At 68.9% G+C, this 21,564-nt stretch carries 21 protein-coding genes; 7 read left to right on the forward strand and 14 right to left on the reverse strand.

Annotated elements, in window-relative coordinates:
* Positions 1-5: 5 nt before the first annotated feature.
* The 7 genes from ACZF5Y_RS15460 to ACZF5Y_RS15490 all read right to left on the reverse strand — a co-directional run bounded on the left by ACZF5Y_RS15460 (position 6) and on the right by ACZF5Y_RS15490 (position 6,214).
* The gene (locus ACZF5Y_RS15460; RefSeq protein WP_497533609.1) at positions 6-527 is read right to left on the reverse strand and encodes a hypothetical protein; all 522 of its coding nucleotides are present in this window, start codon (positions 525-527) and stop codon (positions 6-8) included.
* Between the two features lie 27 nt (positions 528-554).
* On the reverse strand, positions 555-1,526 hold the full coding sequence (locus tag ACZF5Y_RS15465) for a quinone oxidoreductase family protein (protein WP_497533610.1): 972 nt from the start codon (positions 1,524-1,526) through the stop codon (positions 555-557).
* A gap of 271 nt (positions 1,527-1,797) precedes the next feature.
* Complete coding sequence (locus ACZF5Y_RS15470; protein ID WP_497533611.1) at positions 1,798-2,769, reverse strand: sugar kinase; 972 nt, start codon at positions 2,767-2,769, stop codon at positions 1,798-1,800.
* Positions 2,766-3,446, reverse strand: a complete 681-nt coding sequence (locus ACZF5Y_RS15475) for a bifunctional 4-hydroxy-2-oxoglutarate aldolase/2-dehydro-3-deoxy-phosphogluconate aldolase (RefSeq protein WP_497533612.1) — start codon at positions 3,444-3,446, stop codon at positions 2,766-2,768. Before ACZF5Y_RS15475 ends, ACZF5Y_RS15470 begins: the two co-directional genes overlap by 4 nt.
* Before the next feature lie 14 nt (positions 3,447-3,460).
* The gene (locus ACZF5Y_RS15480) at positions 3,461-4,216 is read right to left on the reverse strand and encodes a glucose 1-dehydrogenase (RefSeq protein ID WP_497533613.1); all 756 of its coding nucleotides are present in this window, start codon (positions 4,214-4,216) and stop codon (positions 3,461-3,463) included.
* Between the two features lies 1 nt (position 4,217).
* Positions 4,218-5,270, reverse strand: a complete 1,053-nt coding sequence (locus ACZF5Y_RS15485) for a C-terminal binding protein (protein ID WP_497533614.1) — start codon at positions 5,268-5,270, stop codon at positions 4,218-4,220.
* Positions 5,271-5,401: 131 nt separating this feature from the next.
* Positions 5,402-6,214 carry an IclR family transcriptional regulator gene (locus tag ACZF5Y_RS15490; RefSeq protein ID WP_497533615.1) on the reverse strand — a complete coding sequence of 271 codons (813 nt, stop codon included), beginning with the start codon at positions 6,212-6,214 and terminating at the stop codon, positions 5,402-5,404.
* A 186-nt stretch (positions 6,215-6,400) separates the two neighbouring features.
* Between ACZF5Y_RS15490 and ACZF5Y_RS15495 the strand changes: the two genes are divergently transcribed.
* The 6 genes from ACZF5Y_RS15495 (at position 6,401) to kduI (ending at position 12,812) form a co-directional block, all read left to right on the forward strand.
* Positions 6,401-6,766, forward strand: a complete 366-nt coding sequence (locus ACZF5Y_RS15495) for a cupin domain-containing protein (protein ID WP_497533616.1) — start codon at positions 6,401-6,403, stop codon at positions 6,764-6,766.
* 25 nt (positions 6,767-6,791) lie between these two features.
* The gene (locus ACZF5Y_RS15500; protein WP_497533617.1) at positions 6,792-8,540 is read left to right on the forward strand and encodes an ABC transporter permease subunit; all 1,749 of its coding nucleotides are present in this window, start codon (positions 6,792-6,794) and stop codon (positions 8,538-8,540) included.
* Between the two features lie 8 nt (positions 8,541-8,548).
* Entirely contained in the window at positions 8,549-9,661 is a 1,113-nt protein-coding gene (locus tag ACZF5Y_RS15505; RefSeq protein WP_497533618.1) for an ABC transporter ATP-binding protein, read from the forward strand.
* Positions 9,662-9,715: 54 nt separating this feature from the next.
* Complete coding sequence (locus ACZF5Y_RS15510) at positions 9,716-10,828, forward strand: extracellular solute-binding protein (protein WP_497533619.1); 1,113 nt, start codon at positions 9,716-9,718, stop codon at positions 10,826-10,828.
* A 112-nt stretch (positions 10,829-10,940) separates the two neighbouring features.
* Entirely contained in the window at positions 10,941-11,912 is a 972-nt protein-coding gene (locus ACZF5Y_RS15515) for a 2-hydroxyacid dehydrogenase (RefSeq protein WP_497533620.1), read from the forward strand.
* 60 nt (positions 11,913-11,972) lie between these two features.
* Positions 11,973-12,812, forward strand: a complete 840-nt coding sequence (gene kduI / locus ACZF5Y_RS15520; RefSeq protein ID WP_497533621.1) for a 5-dehydro-4-deoxy-D-glucuronate isomerase — start codon at positions 11,973-11,975, stop codon at positions 12,810-12,812.
* Positions 12,813-12,974: 162 nt separating this feature from the next.
* On the opposite strand, the gene ACZF5Y_RS15525 is transcribed toward kduI, so the two are convergent.
* From ACZF5Y_RS15525 to ACZF5Y_RS15550, 6 genes are read right to left on the reverse strand one after another with little or no spacing between them, the layout of a single operon-like run.
* Positions 12,975-14,225 (reverse strand): alcohol dehydrogenase catalytic domain-containing protein, encoded by a 1,251-nt coding sequence (locus ACZF5Y_RS15525; RefSeq protein ID WP_497533622.1) that lies wholly within the window; start codon positions 14,223-14,225, stop codon positions 12,975-12,977.
* The gene (locus ACZF5Y_RS15530) at positions 14,222-14,959 is read right to left on the reverse strand and encodes a phosphonatase-like hydrolase (RefSeq protein WP_497533623.1); all 738 of its coding nucleotides are present in this window, start codon (positions 14,957-14,959) and stop codon (positions 14,222-14,224) included. Before ACZF5Y_RS15530 ends, ACZF5Y_RS15525 begins: the two co-directional genes overlap by 4 nt.
* On the reverse strand, positions 14,956-16,155 hold the full coding sequence (locus ACZF5Y_RS15535; protein ID WP_497533624.1) for a TIGR03364 family FAD-dependent oxidoreductase: 1,200 nt from the start codon (positions 16,153-16,155) through the stop codon (positions 14,956-14,958). The genes ACZF5Y_RS15530 and ACZF5Y_RS15535 overlap by 4 nt, the downstream gene beginning before the upstream one ends.
* Positions 16,152-17,891, reverse strand: coding sequence for a PhnE/PtxC family ABC transporter permease (locus tag ACZF5Y_RS15540; protein ID WP_497533625.1), 1,740 nt, complete (start codon positions 17,889-17,891; stop codon positions 16,152-16,154). The genes ACZF5Y_RS15535 and ACZF5Y_RS15540 overlap by 4 nt, the downstream gene beginning before the upstream one ends.
* On the reverse strand, positions 17,888-18,775 hold the full coding sequence (phnC, locus tag ACZF5Y_RS15545) for a phosphonate ABC transporter ATP-binding protein (protein WP_497533626.1): 888 nt from the start codon (positions 18,773-18,775) through the stop codon (positions 17,888-17,890). The genes ACZF5Y_RS15540 and phnC overlap by 4 nt, the downstream gene beginning before the upstream one ends.
* Before the next feature lie 53 nt (positions 18,776-18,828).
* Complete coding sequence (locus ACZF5Y_RS15550) at positions 18,829-19,764, reverse strand: phosphate/phosphite/phosphonate ABC transporter substrate-binding protein (protein WP_497533627.1); 936 nt, start codon at positions 19,762-19,764, stop codon at positions 18,829-18,831.
* A 178-nt stretch (positions 19,765-19,942) separates the two neighbouring features.
* On the opposite strand from ACZF5Y_RS15550, the gene ACZF5Y_RS15555 reads away from it, so the two are divergent.
* Positions 19,943-20,710 (forward strand): GntR family transcriptional regulator, encoded by a 768-nt coding sequence (locus ACZF5Y_RS15555; protein ID WP_497533628.1) that lies wholly within the window; start codon positions 19,943-19,945, stop codon positions 20,708-20,710.
* 209 nt (positions 20,711-20,919) lie between these two features.
* Here ACZF5Y_RS15555 and ACZF5Y_RS15560 read toward each other — a convergent pair whose 3' ends face one another.
* A complete protein-coding gene (locus tag ACZF5Y_RS15560; RefSeq protein ID WP_497533629.1) occupies positions 20,920-21,498 on the reverse strand; it encodes a TetR/AcrR family transcriptional regulator in 579 nt (192 codons plus the stop codon).
* Between the last annotated feature and the right edge of the window lie 66 nt (positions 21,499-21,564).

Consider the following 21,564-nt stretch of genomic DNA (forward strand, 5'->3'; position numbering starts at 1 on the left):
GTCGCTCAGTGACCGTGCGCCAACTGCTGCAGCGCGAGCACGCAGACGCCGAGCATAACGATGAGCGCGAGAGCCAGCACCTGCTTCCATCGCGAGAGTTTCGTTCGGTGAATCGCGAGCCAGGCGACGAGCCCGAGTGTTGCGATGTACACGATCGCCCCGCCCCGCAATGCAACGTCAAGGCCCAGCACGCCGATCCACGCCAGCCCGAGCAACAGCAGCGGCGCCGAGGCCGACAGCAGCGCGGTTGCCGCGATGCCCACCATCGATTTCAGTTCGCCGCGCGGCGGAAATGCGCCGTGCGTCACGGTATGGGCAAGGATCTCGGCAACGAATCCTGCGAGTGAAATCGCCGCAATGCCCACGAGCAGCGTGATGGTCGCATTCGATGCGTGCAGATGCTCAACGTTGCCCAGTTGCACCAGCACGATCGCCAGACCGGTGAACGTCGCGTAGATGCGCTCTTTCAGCGCTTCTGTGGTGTGGCGGCTGCGCTCCTGCGTTGGTTCAGGAGTGTCACTGGTCATTGTGGATGCCCTCACTGGTCGCGCACGTTACGGCTCAAGGATCACCTTGCCCGTCGTCGCCCGCGACTCGAGCTGCGCGTGCGCGTAGCCCGCTTCCGACAGCGGAAAGCGCGCGCCGATGCGGAAGTCGAGCGAACCTGCGGCGATCGCTTCGAACAGCTCGCGGTAGCGCCATTCGCGCTCCTCGGGGGTGAGCAAGAAGTGGCCCATTGACGGGCGCGTCACGGTGAGGGATCCCCCGGCGTTCAGCCGCTGCAGGTCGAACGGGGGCACCGGGCCGCTCGCGGCGCCGAAGAGCACGAGCGTGCCGCGCACGCGCAGCGCCGAGAGCGAGTCGTCGAACGTGCGTGCGCCGACGCCGTCGTAGACGACCGCGACGCCCTCGCCGTCGGTCAGTTCGCGCGCGCGGGCGGCGAAGTCGTCGTAGTCGAAGACCTCGGCGGCGCCGGCCGCGAGGCTGAGCTCGCGCTTCTCGGGCGTCGACACCGTGGTGAACACGCGCACCCCGCGCGCGACGAGCAACTGCGTGAGCAGCAGCCCGACGCCACCGGCCCCGGCGTGCACGACAACCGTGTCGCCGGCCTGGGGATGGGCTGCCGAGGTCGCGAGATAGTGGGCGGTCAGCCCTTGGAGCGGAATCGCCGCGGCCACATCGGCTGCGATCCCCTCGGGCACGTGCACCGCTTTCTCGGCGGCGACAACGAAACGCTCCGCGTAGGTGCGCGATGCCTCGGCGGTCGTGATGAGGTCGCCGACCGCATACCCCTCGACACCATCGCCAATCTCGAGCACGACGCCCGCGCCCTCGCCGCCCGGCGTGAACGGATACTCGACCGAGTAGAGCCCCGACCGCTGATACGTCTCGATGAAGTTCACGCCCACGGCGCGCGTCTGCACCAGCAGCTCGCCCGGCCCGGCAGCGGGGCTCTCGACCTCGGTGAACTCGAGCAGCTCGGAGCCGCCGGCGTGGGGAACGGTGATGGCGCGAATCGTGGTCATGCGGCTGAGCCTACGCGCCGAACCCCATGCGCTGCATGCGATTGCAATGAAAGTCAGCGGCGAATTCGCTCCGCGCGAAATACCGCGGCTGATCCGCCTCGCCGTGCCGCCCACCCGTTACGCGGGCCAGCACTGCCAGCCAGCCAGCCAGCCAGCCGAATCGGTGTCACTTTGTGCGATCGAAACGACCGAATCGGCGTCGCCGGCAGCACAAACTGACACCGATTCGGAGGGGGTGCGGGCGCTGAGCGCAGCAGTTGCAGCAGAAGCGCTACCGCTGCACCGGATCACCGCCGCCATCGCCGCCGAGCCGCCGCAGGTCGTCGCGCGACGGCAGGCCCTCCCAGTCGCCCGGCGCGAGACATGCGGAGGCACCCGCGGCGACCGCAGTGCGCAGGCGCGCTTCGGGCGAGAGGCCGCGCACCCGCTCCGCGAGGTACCCCGCGACGAACGCATCGCCGGCGCCGACCGTATCGACGGCGTCGACCATCACGGCCGACAACGCGAACCGCTCGCCGTCGATCAGCGCGATGCATCCGTCGGCGCCCAGCTTGATCACGGCCTCGGTCGGGCCGAGCGCAGACAATCGCGCAGCGAGCTCGGCGGCGGGCCCGGCACCGACGACCAAAGCAGCCTCGTCGTCGCCGGCGAACACCACGTCGGCGAGGGCGACGAGTTCGCGCAGCCGCGCCCCCGCGCGCTCGGGCGACCACAGCGCGGAGCGATAGTTGAGGTCGATCGACACGGGCACCCCAGCGGCACGCGCCCGCCGCATCGAAGCCTCGACGACAGCGTCAGTAGACGGCGACAGCGCCGGCGTGATGCCGGTCACGTGCAGCAGTGCGGCGTGCTCGACGAGCCCATCGGGCAGGTCGTCGGGCGCCAGTCGTGATCCCGCGCTCGCTCGCCGATAGTAGGTCACGCGGGTCGCGCCCGCGGCGGGGTGTTCTTTGAGCATCAGGCCAGTGGGTGCTTCGGGATCGCGAATAACCTCGGCGCGCACCCCCTCGGCACGCAGCTCACGTTCGATGAGGTCGCCGAGGCTGTCGGTACCGAGGCGACCGCACCACACGGCATCGATGCCGAGGCGCTGCACCCCGATCGCTACGTTCGATTCCGCGCCGCCGAAACCCAGCTCGATCGCGCGCTGCGTGGCGAGACGCCCGATGCCGGCCTGCCGCACGAGCCCCATCGACTCGCCGAGTGTGAGCACATAGGGTTGCCCGGCCGCAGCGGCGGTCACGATCCGCTCCGCACGTCGCGGGCACGAGTGACGAGCTCCTGGGCCCGCCGGGTGAGTGCCGCGACGTCTCCGCCCCTGAATGCGTCCTGCAGCAGCGGGCCGCCCACGCTCACCGCGCACGCTCCGGCCGCGAGCCACGCCAACGCGCTCTCGGTGTCGACCCCGCCCGAAGGGATCGCCTCGATGTCGGGGAACGGGCCGCGCAAATCGCCGAGATAGCCCGGCCCCCAGTGCGACGCCGGGAAGACCTTCACGGCCGTAGCACCGCGGGTCCACCCCGCGTGCAGCTCGGTCGGCGTGCAGCCGCCGGGGAAGACGGGAAGGCCTGCCGCGACCGCCGCATCAATCACCGCGGGCACCGTCGTCGGGGTGACCAGATAGCGTGCGCCCGCCCCGATGGCCTCGAGCGCCTCATCGACCCGGGTGACCGTGCCGACGCCGATCTGCGCGTCATCACCGAAGCGCTCGCGCAACGCGGGCAGCTCGGCGAGTGTTCCCGGAGTACTCAGGGTGATCTCGATGTGCGTGATACCGCCGCGCAGCAGCGCATCGATGACAGGCGCGTAATCGCCGGGGCTCGGTGCGCGCAGCACGGCAACCACCGGTGACGCGCGCAGCTCGTCGGGCACGGGCAGTCGCGCAGAAGTCGTCGCGGTCATCCCGTTCACGTCATTCATCTCGCTCTCCCCGCTCATCTCGCTAGCCACCCGCCGTCGACCGGCAACACGGTGCCGTGAATGTACGCGGCGTAGGGCGTGCACAGATAGACGACCGCGTTCGCGATGTCTTCGGGCTGCGCCCAGCGCCCCGCCGGAATGCGTTCGCTGAGCTGCCGAAAGCGCTCGGGGTCGGCGAGCAACGCCTCGTTCATGTCGGTCTGCACGTAGCCGGGAGCCACGGCGTTCACGTTGACGCCGTGCGCCGCCCACTCATTGCTCAGCGCTTTGACGAGCTGCGCGACCGCACCCTTCGACGCGGCGTAGGCCGGCACCCGGAGCCCGCCCTGGAACGAGAGCAGCGATGCGAGCGTCACGATCGAGCCGCTGCCGCGCTCGACCATTCCGGCCCCGAACCCCTGGCTCAGTTGGAACACGGAGTTGAGGTTCACCGCCAGCACGCGCTCGAAATCGGCGAGCGGAAAGTCGACGGAATCGTGGCGGATCTGCGTGCCCGCGTTGTTCACGAGGATGTCGACCGCCCCGAACTCCGCGGTCACGGTGTCGATGGTCTCGGCGATCGACTCGGCATCGCCGAAGTCGACCGTGCGATGCGACAACATGCGACCGGTCTCGGCCGCGACGGCTGCGAGCCGATCGGAGTGGACGCTGCGCTGCAGTGTGATGACGTCGGCGCCGCTGCGCAGCAATCCGGCGGCGACGGCCTCACCGATGCCGCGCGACGCTCCGGTGACGACGGCCGTGCGGCCGGTCAGAATCTGGTCGAACATCTCAGCCCTCCTGTCCGGCGTCGGCGACCGCTGCGTCGCGGGCGGCCAGCCCGGCGGCGTTGACCGTGTTGGTGCTGCCCGCTCCGGTGCAGACGTCGAGAATGTTCTCCATCGCTCGACGCTTCAGTTCGACGAATGATTCCTCGCTGTACCAGGCGGCGTGCGGGGTGAGCAGCACCTGGTCGAAGCGGTGCAGTGGGTGCTCGACGGGCAGCGGTTCCTGTTCGAACACGTCGAGACCGGCAGCGGCGACCCGCCCGGAGTCGAGCGCGCGCACGAGCGCCGCCGTGTCCATGACCCCGCCGCGGCAGGTGTTCACGATTTTGACGCCGTCGCGCATCTGCGCGAAGGCCGCGTCATCGATGAGGTGATGCGTCTGCGGAATGAGCGGCAGGTGCAACGACAGCAGGTCGGCCTGCGCGAGCAGTTCGGCCGGCGATACGACGTCGGTACCCGAGGGGCTGACCGAGCCAGGCGCGAAACGCGGGTCGGTGCCGAGCGCGCGGAAGCCGAGCGCGCGTGCTTTGCGCGCCGTCGCCTCGCCGATGAGCCCGAGGCCGTAGACGCCGAAGGTGGTCGCCGCGAAGCGATGCAGCGGGCGCACCGGGCCGAGGTCGGCTTCGCCGCGGGCAAGCCCGGCGTGCAGCGCCGGCAGTCCGCGGAGCACCGCAAGGGCGTGCGCAATCGCGTGATCACTCACGTCTTCAGTGCCGTAGTCGGGCACGTTGCAGACGGCGACACCGCGTCGCGTCGCCGCGTCGAGATCGACGGTGTCGACACCCACGCCGTAGCGCCCGACGGCCGCGAGGTCGGGCAGCGCGGCCAGCACCTCATCGGTGACCGGGGCGTACTGCGTGAGGATCGCGTCGGCTCCCGCCGACGCCGCGATCACATCGGCACTCGTGGTGCACGCGGCGAGCACGAGTTCGTATCCGTACCGCTGCGCGACCTCCCGCTCGATTGCGACACTGCCGTGATCGCAGTCGGTGATCACCACGCGGCGATGCTGGTGATGACCCTCTTGGTGATCCTGCTGACGACGTTGCTGCTCCACTGAAGCCTCCATCGGTGAATGAAATTTGAAACATCATTTCATAAACCGAGAATTTCGCCAAGCCGTCACGGTGTAGAAATGGTCGCGAAACCCACCCCGAGCACGCTGGTCGGGTGTCGAAACGTCAGCGCTCAGGCCTCAGGGGCGCCGAGCACCTGGGATACCCGCCGAGCCGCGCGGGTCACCAGCTCGCCGAAGCGCTGCTCGTCTTCTTCGGCGACGACGCGCGCTGTCGGGCCCGCGAGACTCAGCCCCGCGCAAACGTTGCCCGAGAAGTCGAAGATGGGTGCCGCGAACCCGCGAATTCCCTCGCGGTTCTCGCCATTGTCGATCGCGTAGCCGCGCTCTCGCGTGTGCGCGAGATCGCGGTAGAGCGCTTCGAACGTCGTGAGCGTGTTGGCGGTTCGCCCCAGCAGGGTGTCAGGCAGGTGATGCTGGCGCACATCGCCGGGCAGCTGCGCCAGAATCGATTTGCCGATAGCGGTCGCATACGCCGGCACCGAGTCCCCCACCTTGCTGAAGATACGAATCGGCTGCGGGCTGTCGACCAGTTCGATATAGACGACATCCTTGCCCGAGAGCACCCCGAGGTGCGCGGTCTCCCCCGTCTCGGTCACGATGTCGCGCAGCACGGGCAGCGCGGCTTTGCGGGTGTCGAGCCGGCTGAGGTACTCCGATCCGAGCTTGGCTGTGAGCATGCCAAGCGAGTAGACGCCGAGCTCTTCATCGAAGTGCAGCAGGTTGCGGCGGGTGAGCGTCAGCAGCATGCGCTGCGTCGTGGCCTTGCTGTAGCCGAGAATGCCAGTGCACTCGGCGAGGGTCACGCCCGGCCGGGGCGCCGACGCGATGTACTCGAGGATGTCAACGGCCTTCTCGAGACTCTGCGTTCCGGTCACGCGCTCGGAAGAGGTCAGCCCGCCCGTCGAAATCACGCGTTCAGTCATTGGATCTCCATCCTCGTTCGGCGGGGCCGGCGCGCCGTCGCGCTGCACCCGCGGTGCTTATCTTACGAACTTGCATCAACTGACACATTCCGTCTTGACATCATTTCACCACTTATGAGACAGTGTTTCAAATTTAAAGCACGAGTCGGCGCATCGCAGCGCCGGCGACGAAAGGGCTGATACCTCATGACCGCTTTCCTCTTCGATCCGGTCACCCACCAGGGCCTCGCCACGGCAGTGCTCGGCGAAAGCGCTGATCCGAGCCGCGTCATCAGCGGCGAGCCGCAGGCGTCCGAGCAGATCCTCCACGAAGACGACACGATCGAGATCGGCGTCTGGGAGATCACGCCCGGCAGTTTCCACTCGAGTAAGGTCGGCGTCTCCGAGGTCATGTACTTCCTCAGCGGTGCCGGCACCATCACGCGCGAGTCGGGCGAGGTCGTCGAGTTCGGCCCCGACACGTATGTCGTGCTGCCCGACGGTTCGCACGTCATCTGGGACGTGCGCGAGACCGCGCGCAAGATCTACCTCATCACGCAGACGCCGGCCTAACCCGCACGCAGACCAAGGATCACCGATGACCCTGAGCACGACCGGGATACCGACCGTTCGCCCACCGCGGCGTTCGCTCTTCGATCCCGCCCGCCTCCCGAAGATCGCGCTCGCCCTCGCGGCGACGGGATTCTTCGTAATCTTCTTCTTCTGGCCGCTGCTCGACGTGGTGCTGCGCAGCATCAGCGCCGACGGGGTCATGAGCTGGAGCGAGCCCGATTTCACGTTCGCGCACTACCTGACGATCTTGCAAGACGATTACTTGCACCTCGTCGAGTGGCGCACCATCAAGCTGGCCGTGAACTCCACGCTGCTCGCGCTGCTGCTCGGCTTCCCCACGGCGTACTTCATCTCGCGGCTTCCCGCACGCTCGGCGGGCGTCGTCCTGCTGCTCATCCTGATCCCGTTCCAGGTCTCGATCGTCGTGCGCCTGTTCGCGGTGACCTCGATCCTCAGCCCGAATGGCCTGCTCAGCCAGGCGAGCCAGGCGCTCGGCGGCGAGCGCTTCTCGCTGCTGTACACGCAGGGCGGCACCCTCGTCGGCACCGTGATGTACCTGCTCCCCTACATGATTTTGATTCTCTACTCGGGCATGACGGGCATCGATCACAACGTGATTCTCGCGGCGAAGACGATGGGAGCTTCGGGCTTCCAGATCTTCGTGAAGGTCTTCCTGCCGCTCGTGCGCACGTCGATTTTGAGCGGTGCGCTGCTCTGCTTCATCCTCGCACTCAGCTTCTTCATCGTGCCCGCGATTCTCGGCGGGCCGCAGGAGCAGACGGTTGCCGTCTACATTCAGCAGCAGATCGACCTCTTCCAGTGGGGTGTGGCCTCGGCGCTCGGCGTCGTGCTGCTCGCGGCGACGCTCATCTTGTACGTCGCGGTGATCCGGATCGGCGGGGGTTTCACGGCTCCCGGCCTCGGCGGCCAGGCAAAGGGCGTGAGCCAGGAGCAGCGCTTCCGCTGGTCGGGCGGAACGATCGTCACCGGCGTGCTCACCCTGGTGTCGCTGCTCGTGCTGCTGGTGCCCGTGCTCATCGTCTTCCCGCTCTCGGTGGGCGAGACGCAGACGGTCGTGTTCCCGCCGCGCGGCTTCACACTCGAGTGGTACGGCGAGGCGGTCACCACGCGCACCTGGATCAACCCGATCGTGCGCAGCCTGCTCGTCGCAACGCTCACCGGTCTCGCGTCGACGGCGTTGGCGCTCTACCTGGCGCGCGTCGTGCAGACCGCGAAGTCGGAGCGCACGAAGCTGCTCGTCTCGGGCCTCGCATTCGCTCCGATCATCACGCCGGCGATCCTGCTCGCGATCGGCATCTACGCGGTCGAGCTGCGACTCGATCTCGCGGGCACGATTCCCGGACTCGTGCTCGCGCACACGCTCGTCTCGTTCCCGCTCGCCTTCGCGATCCTGAACACGTCGCTCGCGTCGCGCGGCCTCGATCTCGAGACCGCCGCGTGGACGATGGGCGCGTCGCGCATCTCGGCGTTCTGGACGGTGACGGTGCGCGGCATGATCCCGGTGCTGCTCTCGGCCTTCGGCCTCGCGTTCGTCACCTCATGGGACGAGGTCGTGCTCGCGCTGTTCCTGCAGACCGGCCCGGTGAAGACGCTGCCCGTCACCATCTACCAGTACCTGGAGAGCGGCATCGTGCCGACTGTCCCGGCGATCGCGGCACTGCTGACGCTGCTCGTCGTCGCCATCATCGTCTCCCAGCGCATTATCCAGTCTCGACGGGCCGCACGCGCCGCCGTCGCGGCCGACCAGAAATGAGGACCGGCATGTCTGCCACCCACGCACCTGCGCAGCCCGGCGGCAAGCGCGGCGAGGTCATCGTCGACCAGATCACCTGCGACTTCAGCGGCACCCGTGTGCTCCACGCGACCGACCTCACGGTCGAGGCCGGCGAGTTCTTCACCCTGCTGGGCCCGTCGGGCTCGGGCAAGACGACACTGCTGCGCATCATCGCCGGCCTCATCGACTTCACGTCGGGCCGCATCGCGATCGACGGGAGCGACGTCACGCAGCTGCCGACTCAGCAGCGCGACCTCGGGTTCGTCTTCCAGAACTACGCGCTCTTTCCGCACCTCACGGTCGCGCAGAACATCGCGTTCGGCCTGAAGATCCGCAAGATCCGTGGGGCCGCGCTCGCCAAGCGCGTCGATGAGATGCTCGAGCTCACCGAGTTGGGTGCGCTGCGGGATCGCCACCCGTCGCAGCTCTCGGGCGGCCAGCAGCAGCGCGTCGCCCTCGGCCGCGCGCTGGCCCAGCGCCCGCGAGTACTGCTGCTCGATGAGCCGCTCGGCGCCCTCGATCGACGGCTGCGGCAAGATCTCGGCTCGGAGATCCGCCGCATTCAGCAGGAGTCGGAGACCACGGCGATCTACGTCACCCACGATCAGGAGGAGGCGTACATTCTGTCGGATCGCATGGGTGTCATGGAGGCAGGCCATATTCGGCAGGTCGGCGCTCCGCGCGAGGTCTACAGCGCCCCCAACAGCGACTTCGTCGCGAACTTCCTCGGGGAGACCAACACGTTCGCAGCTGAGGTACTCGAGCAGCGCGCCGGTGTCACCACGGTGCGCAGCGGCGAGTTCGTGCTGTCGGCGACCGAGAGCCCGGCGCTCGCGCCTGGCGCAGCGTGCACGCTCAGTGCCCGGCCCGAGCAGATTCGCCTGAGCAGTGAAGCCGACGTGCCCGCTGGCTACGAAGCCGTGGCCCGCGTCACCGTCACCGACGCGCGCTTCTTCGGGCAGACCATCCGCGTGCGTCTCGCCGACGACCGCGGCACCTACCTCGTCGACCTTGACTCCGCGGAAGCGATCCCCGAGGTCGGCACCCCCACTGTCATGAGCGTGCGCGCCGGCGGCGCCGTGCTCCTGCCCGCGGCCTAGCCGCCCCGTTCCCACCCCACCGCACCACACATGCATCCAAGGAAGGACCTGCATATGCGTTCCACCATCACCCGCGCCGCTTCGCTCGGCGCTCTGACCCTCGCCGGCGCACTCGCGCTGACGAGCTGCGCCGGCGCCGATTCCGGCTCGGATTCGGGCTCGGGCTCGGCCGACGGCGCCGATCTCTCGGGCGAGATCCTGTTCTACGACACCAGCGGCGGCGACGTCTGGGAGGGTCTCAACGACACGCTCTTCGCCGATTTCACCGAGCAGACCGGTGTCGCGGTCGTCGACGACTACAACGAGGCGTCGACCAAGTTCTTCGCCGGTGCGCAGAACGGCGCCGTCGACTGGAGCCTCGTCTTCCTCCCCTCACTGAGCGACGCGCAGCAGGCCGCCGACGAGGGCTACCTCGCCGACATCGACACGAGCATCGTGCCCGTCGATCAGCTGGTCGAGGGCACCTACTCGAAGACCGGCATCGAGGTCGGCACCTTCGGCATGGTGCTCGCCTGGAACACCGACACGTGGCCGCTCGACGGCGAGCACCCCGAGAACTGGGAGGACCTGTACGACACGGCCAAGTTCCCCGGCCAGCGCTGCCTCTTCAACAACCCGCAGTACGGGTGGACCCTCGAGTCGGCCCTGCTCGCCGACGGCGTGGCCGCCGACGACCTGTACCCGCTCGACACCGAGCGCGCGCTCGACAAGCTCGGCACGATTAAAGACAACGTCACCTGGTGGTCAAGCGGTGCGCAGTCGATCGAGAGCTTCGAGAACGGGTCGTGCGACCTCGGTATCGTGTGGGCCAACCGCGCCTTCACGGCAAGCCAGAACGGCTTCCCGATCTCGGTGAGCTGGGATCAGGCCGGCTACGCGAACAGCGTCTGGGCGATCCCTGCCGATGCCCCGAACCCCGAGGCGGCGCAGCACCTGCTGAAGAGCGTCATCGAGAACACCGAGGGCCAGATCGCCTTCGCATCGAAGGTGCCGACGCCGATCCCCGCGTCGAGCACCGACGTCGCCGTCAGCGACTTCCCCGAAGACATCCAGCCGTTCCTGCCCGTCGGCGACAACACCCAGACGGCGATCACGCTCGATGCCGACTACTACAAGGAGAACAACGCTGCGCTGACCGACCAGTTCAACCGCTGGGTCGCGCAGTGACCCTGCCTGCCAGCACCTCGGCCGCGCAGTAATGAGCCGCGGGGTTCCGGGTCGACCCGCCCAGCGATCCGGAACCCCGCACCAACCCCACCCCGAACGAAAGGGAACCCCCGTGAGAATCGTCTGCATCGACGGAGAATCGCAGTACGCCGACATCGTGCGCCGCGACGTGATCGCCCCGCTCGCCGAAGCCGGCCACCAGCTCGACTGGTTCGAAGAGCAGTTCGCCGACGCCGAGGCGACGATCGCCCGCGCGCAGGGCTACGACGCCGTGTACATCATCGGCGATCAGGGCCCACTGCCCGCCGACTTCCTCGCCGGGGTACCCGGGCTGCAACTGGTGAGCTTCGTCGGTACCGGTGCGCACCGCTTCGTCGACGTCGCCGAGGCCGAGCGCCTCGGCATCACCGTGACCAACGTGCCCGACTTCGCCAGCCGCAGCGTCGCCGAGCACGCCATCGCGCTGCTCTTCGCAGTCGCTCGGCGCGTGCCCGAGGGCGACCGCATCGTGCGCGCGGGCGAGTGGGCGAAGCACCAGGGGCTGAAGCTCGCCGGCCGCACGCTCGGCGTCGTCGGCACCGGAGCCATCGGCCGCGAGGTCATCCGCATCGGCGCGGCGCTCGGCATGGATGTCGTGTTCTGGAATCGCACGGAGCGACCCGAGGACGAGGCCGAACTGCCCGGCCGCCGCGTCGCGCTCGACGAGCTCTTCCGCCTCAGCGACGCGGTCTCGCTGCACCTGACGCACACACCTGAGACCGAGGGCATCATCTCGGCCGAGCTGCTGGGGCTGCTGCCCGAGCGCGCGATCGTCATCAACACCGCTCGCGATGAGGTGCTGGATCGCGAGGCGCTCTTCACCCTGCTCCGTGAGGGGCGCATCTTCGGTGCCGGGCTCGACGTGTTCGAATCGGAACCGCCGCAGCTCGACTCGCTGCCCGTCGACCTGCCGAACCTCGTGCTGACGCCCCACATCGGCTTCCACACCGACGAGGCCGATGACGTCTTCGCCATCGCCGGGCGCAACATCGTCGCGTTCGCCGACGGTGCTCCGCGCAACGTCGTGCAGAGCGCACACGTCTAACCCGCTTCGCCTCAGCCTCACCCCATTCCGCGCACCAGCGCTACGAGAAAGTTCACCCCCATGGAAATCCGTCACGCCACCCATCCCGACGAACTCAGCGGCATGAGCGACGAGCAGATTCGCGCCCGTTTCGTGATCAGCGACCTCTTCATCCCCGGCCGACTCAAAGCCGTCTACAGCCATGAGGACCGGATGGTGCTCGGCGGGGTCAGCCCCATCCCGGGTACGACCGTCGCGCTTGAGAATTTCGCCGATCTGCGCGCGGAGTACTTCTGCCAGCGACGCGAACTCGCCATCACAGCGCTGAGCGGATCGGGGCACGCCGTGGTAGATGGCACCCGCTACCCGCTGGCGCGCATGGACGTGCTGTACGTGGGGCGCGGCGCCCGCGACATCTCGTTCGAAGCCGACGTCGTCGACACCCGCTTCTTCCTCTCATCAGCGGTATCGCACAGCGACTACCCGACAACGCTGATTCCCGCCGCCGAGGCCCTCACCACGGAGACCGGCGAGCAGCAGCACGCCAACCGGCGCATCGTGCGCAAGCACATCCACGAAGACGGGGTGCGCAGCAGCCAGCTCGTGCTCGGCATCACCGCGCCCGAACCCGGCAACGTCTGGAACAGCATGCCGCCGCACACGCACGACCGCCGCACCGAGGTCTACGTCTACTTCGATCTCGACGAGGGCGAGCGCCTGTTCCACTTCATGGGGCTGCCCGGGCAGACTCGCCACGTCGTGCTGCGCAACGGCGACGCCGTCATCTCGCCGGCCTGGTCGATGCACTTCGGCGCGGGCACGACGAACTACTCGTTCCTGTGGGTGATGGCGGGCGAGAACCAGGCGTTCGCCGACATGGATCAGATCTCGGTGCCGCAGCTGGCGGGCGCCGCGGCCTGACACCGCCGCCGCTGACGCCACGGCGCGTCTGCGAGGCGGCGGTGCGCCGCCTCGTGGCAGCGGGGTCGTTTTTGGAGTGTGTCGGCGTAGCCGCACTGTCCAAAAGTGACCCCGCTGCCATTGCGTCTGGAGCAGAGGAGCGACAGCGACGACAGCAGCAGCCTACGGGCGCACCGCCACGCGCACCTCGCGCTGCTCCGCCGCACGGGCGACCGCTGCGTCGAGGTCGGTCAGCGCGAACTCCGCGCCGACGAGGTCGGCGAACGGGTAGTCGCGCCAGTGCTCCGTCACGAACGCGACCGCCCCGACGAGGTCGGCGGGCGCGTAGTTGTGCACGCCCGAGATCGTGACGAGTCCGCGCACGACGCGCTCGGGAACGACCGGCACCGGGTCGGTCGGAAACACGCTGCCCACCCACACGGCCGCTCCTCCGACGGCGACCGCGTCGAGCCCCGCGGCAACTGCGGCCGGAGCCCCAGACGCATCGATGACGACATCGAACGATCCGGGCTCGAGCGCATCGCGTGCGGGTGCGCAGACCTCGGCCGCTCCGAAGCGTCGCGCCCACGCGCGTCGACCGGGGTCGGGGTCCGAGACGGTTACCGATGCGCCGCGCTCCGTCGCCATCGCCGCGAGCGCGAGCCCGATCAGCCCACCGCCCGTCACGAGCACCGACGCCGGCGGCACACCGATGTCGCCGGCGATCGGCACGGTGCGCGCCGCAGCGGCGAGTGCCGCCCACGCGGTGGCGATCCCGCAGCTCACTGGAGCGAGCACCTCGGCCGGCACCTCGTCGGCGACCCGCACCAGCCCGGTGCCCGAGAGCACGTGCACATGGGTCGCGAACCCGCCACTCAAGTCCCATCGTGTTCCGAGCGCCCCGGCCGCACCGAAGCGCGCGTGACCGTACTTGCGCAGCGTGCGGCACTTCTGCGTGAGCCCGCGCAGGCAGCGGTCGCATTCGCCGCAGTGCACCGCGATCTCCCAGACGATGCGGTCACCGACCGACACCGCTGAACCGTCGAGGTACTGCACCGTTCCGCCGATCCGCTCCACCCGACCGACGGCCTCGTGGCCGAGCACGAGGGGCACGGGTTCTTGGCGGTGGCCGTGGGTGGTGTGCACATCAGACCCGCAGACCGTCGCGAGTTCGACGCGCACGAGCACGTCACCGGCACCGAGCGAGACCCGCGCGACGTCGCGGCGCTCATGTGCGCGACCCGGGGCGTGGAAGAGCATGGCCGATGCGGCAGGGGTGCCCGGAGTCTCGGAATCTGCGGACGCCTCAGTGGCAGCGCCCGCCCGAGCAGCAGCACCGGCCGATGCCGCGGCCGCAGACCCGGCGATGCGGGCGGCACGCCCCGCGGAGCGCGCCTTCCCGGTGCCGGATCGCGCGGCCGCGATGCTGGTCATCGCGCCAGGGCCGCCGCAGCGTCACCGAGCACGCGCGTCTCGCGCAGTCGGGTGAGGTCGGCGAGCACGGCGTCGGGGCCAGCAGCCTCGAGTGTCGCGCGGTCATGGGCTCCACTGAGCACGCCGGCGACGAACCCGGCCCCCGCGCGGCGGCCCGAAGCGATGTCGCTCGCGGTGTCACCGATCACGGCGACCCGATCGACCGAGTGGGTGTCGGTGCGCATGAGGGCCGCGAGCACGAGGTCGGGCGCGGGTCGGCCGCGGCCGACCTCGATCGGCGAGAGGGCGACATCGACGAGGTAGTCCCATCCGAGCCCGTCGAGAATCGCATCGCGGGTCGGCGGGGCGAACCCGGTGGTGAGCGCCACTTTGAGCCCGGCGTCGCGCAGGGCGGCGATGGTGTCGGCGGCGCCCGGAATCTCTTCGACGCCCTCGGCCTCGACCAGTTCGCCGTAGGCCGCTTCGAAGGCGGCGTTCGCTTCGGCGGCGAGCTCGGCATCACCGCCCGCGAGGTAGGTGAAGACGTCGATCTTCGACTGGCCCATGGTGTGGCGCACGTAGTCGAGCGCCTCCTCCCACGGCATGCGCGAGGCGACGCCGGTGCGCTCGTTCGCGCGGGTGAAGGCGCGCTCGACGACGCCGTCGTCGCGTACCGTCGTGCCCGCCATGTCGAGCACGACGAGTTCGATCGGTGCAGGGGCGAGATCGGTGGGCAATGCGGCGAGTGCGGTCATGAATGTTCCTGTTCTCCAGGGGTGAAGGCGCCGACTTCTGGGGAGCCGAGCGCGGGGAAGGGCTGGTCGGTCGCGGCGGCGACCGCGTGCTCGGCGAACCCGAGCCCGCAGGTCATGCCGATGCCGGTGGTGACGGCGATGACATGCACCCCGGGCTCGACCTCGCGGCGCAAGAAGTCGTTCGGGGCACTCGCGTAGACGCCCTGCCAGCGTTCGATGACGCGGGGAGCGGGCACGCCGAACAGCGACTGTGCCTCGTCGAGGATCGCCTGCTGCGCGTCTTCAGATTGGAACGGCGACGCCACCGTGTCGCGCACGTGCGTATCGCCGAGCAGCAGGCTGCCGTCGGGCAGCTGCGTGTACATCTGGTTCAGATCGATGGCGGCGAGGTCGGGGCGCTCACGGTGCAGTCGCTCGCGCACGGGCGCAGCGGCGTCGAGCCCGGCGAACCGGCCGTAGCGCACGAGCGACCAGCCGGTGAGCAGTGGAGCGTCGAGCGGCCAGGCAAGCTCGGCCTGCACCCGCATCATGTCGAGCGCGCACCGCTCGACCTCGGCCGACTCGGCGAGTTCGGGAAGCAACTGGTCGATGTCATGGCCGACGGCGACGATGACGGTGCCCGCCGAAACGGGCCCGCGAGTGGTCTCGACGCGGCCGGTCGCGAGCGCGGTCACGGCGGTGCGCATGCGGAATTCGACGCCGAGACCCGTGAGGTGCGCGGCGATGCGGTCGGCAGCGATGCGCGGGTTCGTCTGCAGGTCGGTCTCGATGACACCGCCGCCCACGGCGACGCCGGGAGCGATGGGCGCGGCCGCAGCGATCTCGGCGGCATCGAGCAGCCGGATCCCTCCGCCGGCACCGGCCGCAGCCTCGATGAGTGCGAGCTCGTCGGCGTGTCGGGCCGCAATGAGCGTGCCCGATTCGCGCAGCCAGAAGTCGGCATCGCGCGACAGTCGCAGCCAGAGCTCGCGCGCCGCATCGGCGTACCCGCGCGCCTCCCCCTTCTGCGCCCCGATGCAGAGGTGCCCGAAGTTGCGAATCGATGCGCCGGTGATGCGCGCGCCGCGGTCGATCACGACCACGCTCAGTCCGCGGCGCACAGCCGCATAGGCCGCGCCGAGCCCGACGATCCCCGAACCGACCACGGCGACATCGAAGCCGCCGCGAGGCACCGATCCGGCAGCGCCCGATCTCACCGCAGCGCCTTCCGCATCCACATCGCGAGGCCCTCGACGACGAGCACGACCACGAGAATCATGAGCACGATCGATCCGACGAGTTGGTAGTTCGACCCCTGACCCGCATTCAGCAGGTAGTAGCCGACGCCGCCACCGCCGACGATGCCGAGCAGGGTTGCGGCACGAATGTTGGTATCGAGCAGGTAGAACGTGTGCCCGATCAGCGCCTGCGCACCCTGCGGCACGGTCGCTCCGAAGTACATCTGCGTGCGCGTCGCACCGCCCGCGATGAGCGCCCGCTCGGGCCCGCGCGGCACCTCCTCAAGCGAGTCGGCGATGAGCTTGCCGAGCAACCCGATGCCGCCGAACGCGAGGGCGATGGTGCCCGCCTGCGCGCCGAGCCCGGTGATGACGATGAGCACGATCGCGAGAATCAGCTCGGGGATGCCGCGGATTCCGACGAGCAGGAAGCGGAATCCGGATCGCGTTGCCGCATTCGGCGCGACGTTGCGGGCGGCGAGCGAACCGATCACGATCGACGCGATGCAGGTCAGCAGCGTTGCGGCGAGCGCGATCTCGACGGTCTCGATCATGGCGCCGAAGATCGTCGCGAAGCCGTAGTTGCCGAAGTTCGGCGGCCAGAACGACGCCGCGACCGGCGGCACCTTGGCCCAGAACGTGACGAAGTCGCCCCAGTTGATGTTACTGACGACCACGCCGGCGACGACGACCGCGACCGCGATCCACGCGGCGGCGGTGTTGCGAATGCGGGTGCCCGTCCAGGGGCGGCGCATCGCCGCGTCGACGGAGATGAAGCGGCGGCTCGGGGCCGAGATGCGGAGGGCACGGCCCGATCCGGCAGCACCTGCACCCGCGGGCCCCGAACCGGCACGACGCAGCAGCTTCACGAAGACGCCGCGACCCGCCTGCTCACCGAGCATGCTCACGCGCACCGCGCTCGAGATGATCTCCATGACGACGCACAGAATGAAGATGACGAGGGCGATGCCGAGGCCGAGGCCGTAGTTCAACGATTTGAACGCGTACGACATCTGCAGGCCGAGGCCCGCGACACCGACGTAGCCGAGCACCACCGAGCCGCGCAGGTTGATGTCGTTGCGGTGCAGCACGGTCGCCACCCACGAGGGCATCACCTGGGGCAGGATGCCGACCGTGAACTCCTGCATCTTGGACCCGCCGGCGGCGCGCACGGCACGGCGCGGGCCCTCGTCGATCTGCTCGATCGCATCGGCGAACATCTTCGAGATCATGCCGATCGAGTGGATGCCGATCGCGAGGATGCCGGGCAGGGCGCCCAGCGAGAACAGCAGCACGAACACCATCGCGAGCACCACATCGGGCATCGCGCGGGTGAAGACGCCGACGAAACGGGCGAACGCGCGCCAGCCGGGCCCGGGCGTCGTGTTCTCGGCGGCCAGGTAGGCGATCGGCACCGAGAGCGCCGCGGCGAGCACGGTGCCGGTGAGCACGAGGCCGACCGTGAGCACGGTGAGCTGCAGCAGCTCTATCGGTTCCGGGAATTTGAGGGCGCCGACGCGCTCGAAGAAGCGCTCGGCGTTCGACGCGCTCTCAAGCATCCCCGGAATGGAGATGTTGACGCGCGTCAGGGCGAAAATGGCGGGCACGAGCAGGATCACCAGGGCGATGCCCGCGGCCGTGCGCTGGGGGTCGCGCTTGCGTTCGGGAGCCCGGCCCAGCAGGTCGGCGCTCTTCGGCGAGAGCGTGAGCCTCATCGCACGAGCTCCGGCTCGCCGGCGGACTCGGTGCGCTTCGCGGCGGCGCGAGCGACGTCCGCAGCGACTTCCGCACCCGCTTCGCGCAGTTCACGGGAGACGGCTTCGAGCTCGGCGGTCGACGTTGCCACGCGGCCGTAGATCTCCATAACCTCGGCGCGGGTCAATCCCTCTGCGGGGAGGTCGAGCACTCGGGCGCCGTGGCGCAGACCGACGATGCGATCCGCCCACGAAATCGCGAGGTCGACCTGGTGCAGGCTGCACACCACGGTGAGGCCGTCGGCGGCCGCGATCTCGCGAATGAGCGCCATCACCTGATCGCTCGACTCGGGATCGAGTGAGGCCACCGGCTCGTCGGCGAGCAACACCTCGGGATTCTGCATGAGCGCGCGGGCGATCGCCACGCGCTGCTGCTGGCCGCCCGACAGGGTATCGGCACGCTGATACGCGCGGTCGAGCAGGCCCACTCGGTCGAGGTGGCCGAGAGCACGGTGCTTGAGCTCGCGCGGGTAGCTGAAGAGTCCGAGGCGCGGGCCGCGCAGGGTGCCGAGCGCGCCGCTGAGCACGTTCTCGAGCACCGTGAGCGAGCCGACCAGCTCGAACTGCTGGAAGATGAAGCCGACCCGGCTGCGCAACTCGCGCAGGCGGCGGCCGCGCAACTGCGGCACCGGCTCGCCGAGCACCTCGACGGTGCCGGCAGTGGGCGTCTCGAGCCCGTTGATGTGTCGCAGCAGCGTCGACTTCCCCGACCCCGAGAGGCCGAGCAGCACGACGATCTCCCCGCGATCGACGCGCAGGTCGACCGCATCGAGCGCGGTGGTCTCGTCATATCGCTTCGTGAGTCCGGTCAAGCGGAGCACGGGTGCGGTGGGGTTCTCGGTCATGTTGCTGGCCTCTCGGATCCGGGTACGGGGTCAGACGCTGCGGTCAGGCGCGATTACGCCTGGCACTGATCCGCGTTGGTCTCCTTGCAGATGTCGCGGATCGTGTCGTAGTACGCGTCGTCGACCGGCTCGGTCGAGAAGAACGCCGCACGGAACGCGTCGCTGTCGGCGCTGGTGATGCCCGACTCGATGATCTGGTCGATGCTGACCTCGCCCAGGATCTCGGTGAGCTGCGTCTGCAGGTCGGCCGGCAGGGTGCTCGACATGACGATCGGGGCGCCCGGCACCATCGTCTCGCCGATGACCTTCACCTTGTCCGACTTCTCGACCTCGCTGTCTTCGGCGAAGCCCGCCTCGCACTCGACGCCCTCGCCGACCTTCTGCACGCTGACGTCGTGCTTGCCCGCGAAGACCGGGGTGATGTCGGTCTTCGGGTCGATGCCCGCCTTGAGCAGGTTGTAGCTCGGGAAGAGGTAGCCCGAGGTCGACGACGGGTCGACGAAGCAGACCTTCTTGCCCGCGAAATCGTCGATGGAGGTGATGTCGCTGCCCGCGGGAACGATGGTCTGCGAGTAGTAGCCGGGCTCCTGGCCCTCCTCGGTGACGATCGACGAGATCGGGGTGAGCTTCGCGCCGTTGTTGGTCGCGGTCACGTAGGTGAACCCCGAGAACGAGGCGACATCGATCTTGCCGGCGATCGCACCCTCGATGAGCGCCGCGTAGTCGGTCGACTCGTGGTACTCGACCGTCTTGCCGGTCTCTTGCGCGATGTAGTCCATGAGCGGCTGGTAGTTGGTCTCGGTGTCGACCGAGTCGGGCACGACGCCGAAGACGAGCGTGTCGGAGTCGACCGCGAAGGTGCCCTCCGCGCTCGCGCTGCTGTCGTCGCTGCCGGCGGCGTCTGCCGAGCTGGCGCAGGAGACGAGGCCGAGGCCGAGGAATGCGACGGCCGCGAGCGCAGCGGTCGACTTGAGGGCACGGAGCTTCATGATTGCCTTTCACAGGGGTGGGAACGAGCCGCGACTACCATCGCACCCATGCGCGCCGGAAATGTACCTATCTCGCGATGATTCAGCCCCTGTTCACCGTTCACCCGGCGCAATTGAACAGCCGGTGGCCGGTTGTTTACCCGCATCCGCAGCGTTGATGCCGAGGTAGACTGCCTATGTGAGTCAAGTTGTCTACATAAGGATCGCCGAGTCGTTGCGCGAGCGCATCGCTTCGGGGCAGCTTGCCCCGGGTGCCGACGTGCCGACCGAGGCCGAGCTCGCCGAGATCTGGGGCACGTCGCGCGGCCCCGTGCGCAACGCGCTCGCCACACTCAAAGCCGAGGGCCTCATCGACACGGGGCGGGGCCGCCCGGCGCGCGTCGCCGTGGCCGCCTCCACCCAAACCCTCGATGTGAAAGTGCCGTTCACACGGTGGGCCGAGGAGTCGGGCGCCCAGCCCGGAGCCATCACGCACGAGATCTCGCGCAAGCGCGCCACCGCCCGCACCGCCGCGCAATTCGACATCGCCGAGGGCGACCCCGTCATCGAGGTACTGCGACTGCGGCTGCTCGACGGCAAGCCCACCATGCTCGAGCGGCTGGTCTACATCGACGACATCGGGCCCATGCTCTTCGCGCACGACCTCGACCGCGTCTCAATCACCGAGCTGCTCGCCGCCAATGGCTTTCTGCAGGGCGGTGTCGAGCACGAGATCGACGCGATCGCGGCCGACGCGGTCGACAGCGAACTGCTCGGGGTCGTCGAGGGCTCGCCGATCCTGCGCCTGCATCGCGTGTCGCGCGACGCCACGGGGCGCATCACCGAAGTCTCCGACGATCTCTACCGCAGCGACATCGTGCGCTTCACGTTCGCGGCCCCGGGCGCCGTCGGCGCGTCGGCCCGGTCGACGAACGGCGGCCAGTACCTCCGCGCGCTGCAGAGCTGACGCGGAGCCGGTGGCGACCCGCCGCGCCTTCTGCCCCTCTGCCCCCGCTGCCCCCTCTGCGCATCGGGGTAACTTCGGACCGGTGTGAGCGGCAATCTGCGCCTCTGCACCCACCCATAGTTACCCCAATCGCAGCGAGGCGCGAGGGGCGACGGGCAGTGGACGGTGGACGGTGGGGAGTGGGGAGTGGGCAGCGGCGCCCACTCCCCTCAGCCGATGAAGAGGTCGTCGAAGGCGGCGAAGTGCGCTTCGTCGTCGAAGTCGGGCATCAGCAGCCGCAGGAGAATGAAGCCGGGCATGAACGACACCAGCGCCGGCGCCACCCGAGCTGCCCACGCCTCGGGTGCGGTCGGGATGCGCTCGGCGTTGGCCCGCCCCCACGCCTCCAGCTCGGTGCGGAAGAGCCCGGTCATGTGCCCGAAAACGCGCTGCAGCACCTCGCGGGTCTCCGCCTCGACCGCGGCCTCGGCCCAGATCTGCGGCGCCATCGCCATGATGGGCTTGCCGATCATCGTGCGCTGCGCGTGCTGCACGAGCGCGGCCGGCGACCGCGGTGCATCGGCGAGCTGCGCCGCGAACTCCTCCGATCGCGCGGCCAGCACCCGCTCCACGACCGCGGCGAAGAGCGACTGCTTGCCGTCGAAGTAGCTGTAGATCGCCCCGGCAGACAGCCCGGCCTCCGCGATCACATCGGCCATCGACGCGCCACGAAAGCCTTTGCGCTTGAATACACGCATTGCTGCACTCAGGATCTCCTCGCGCCGAGCCGCTCGGTGCGCTTCGGTCACTTTCGGCATTGGAGTTCTTTCCGCATGATTCGTAGTTTACTATAAAGAACGAACATTCGTTTTAAG

Source organism: Leucobacter sp. WKLB1, from assembly GCF_059696215.1.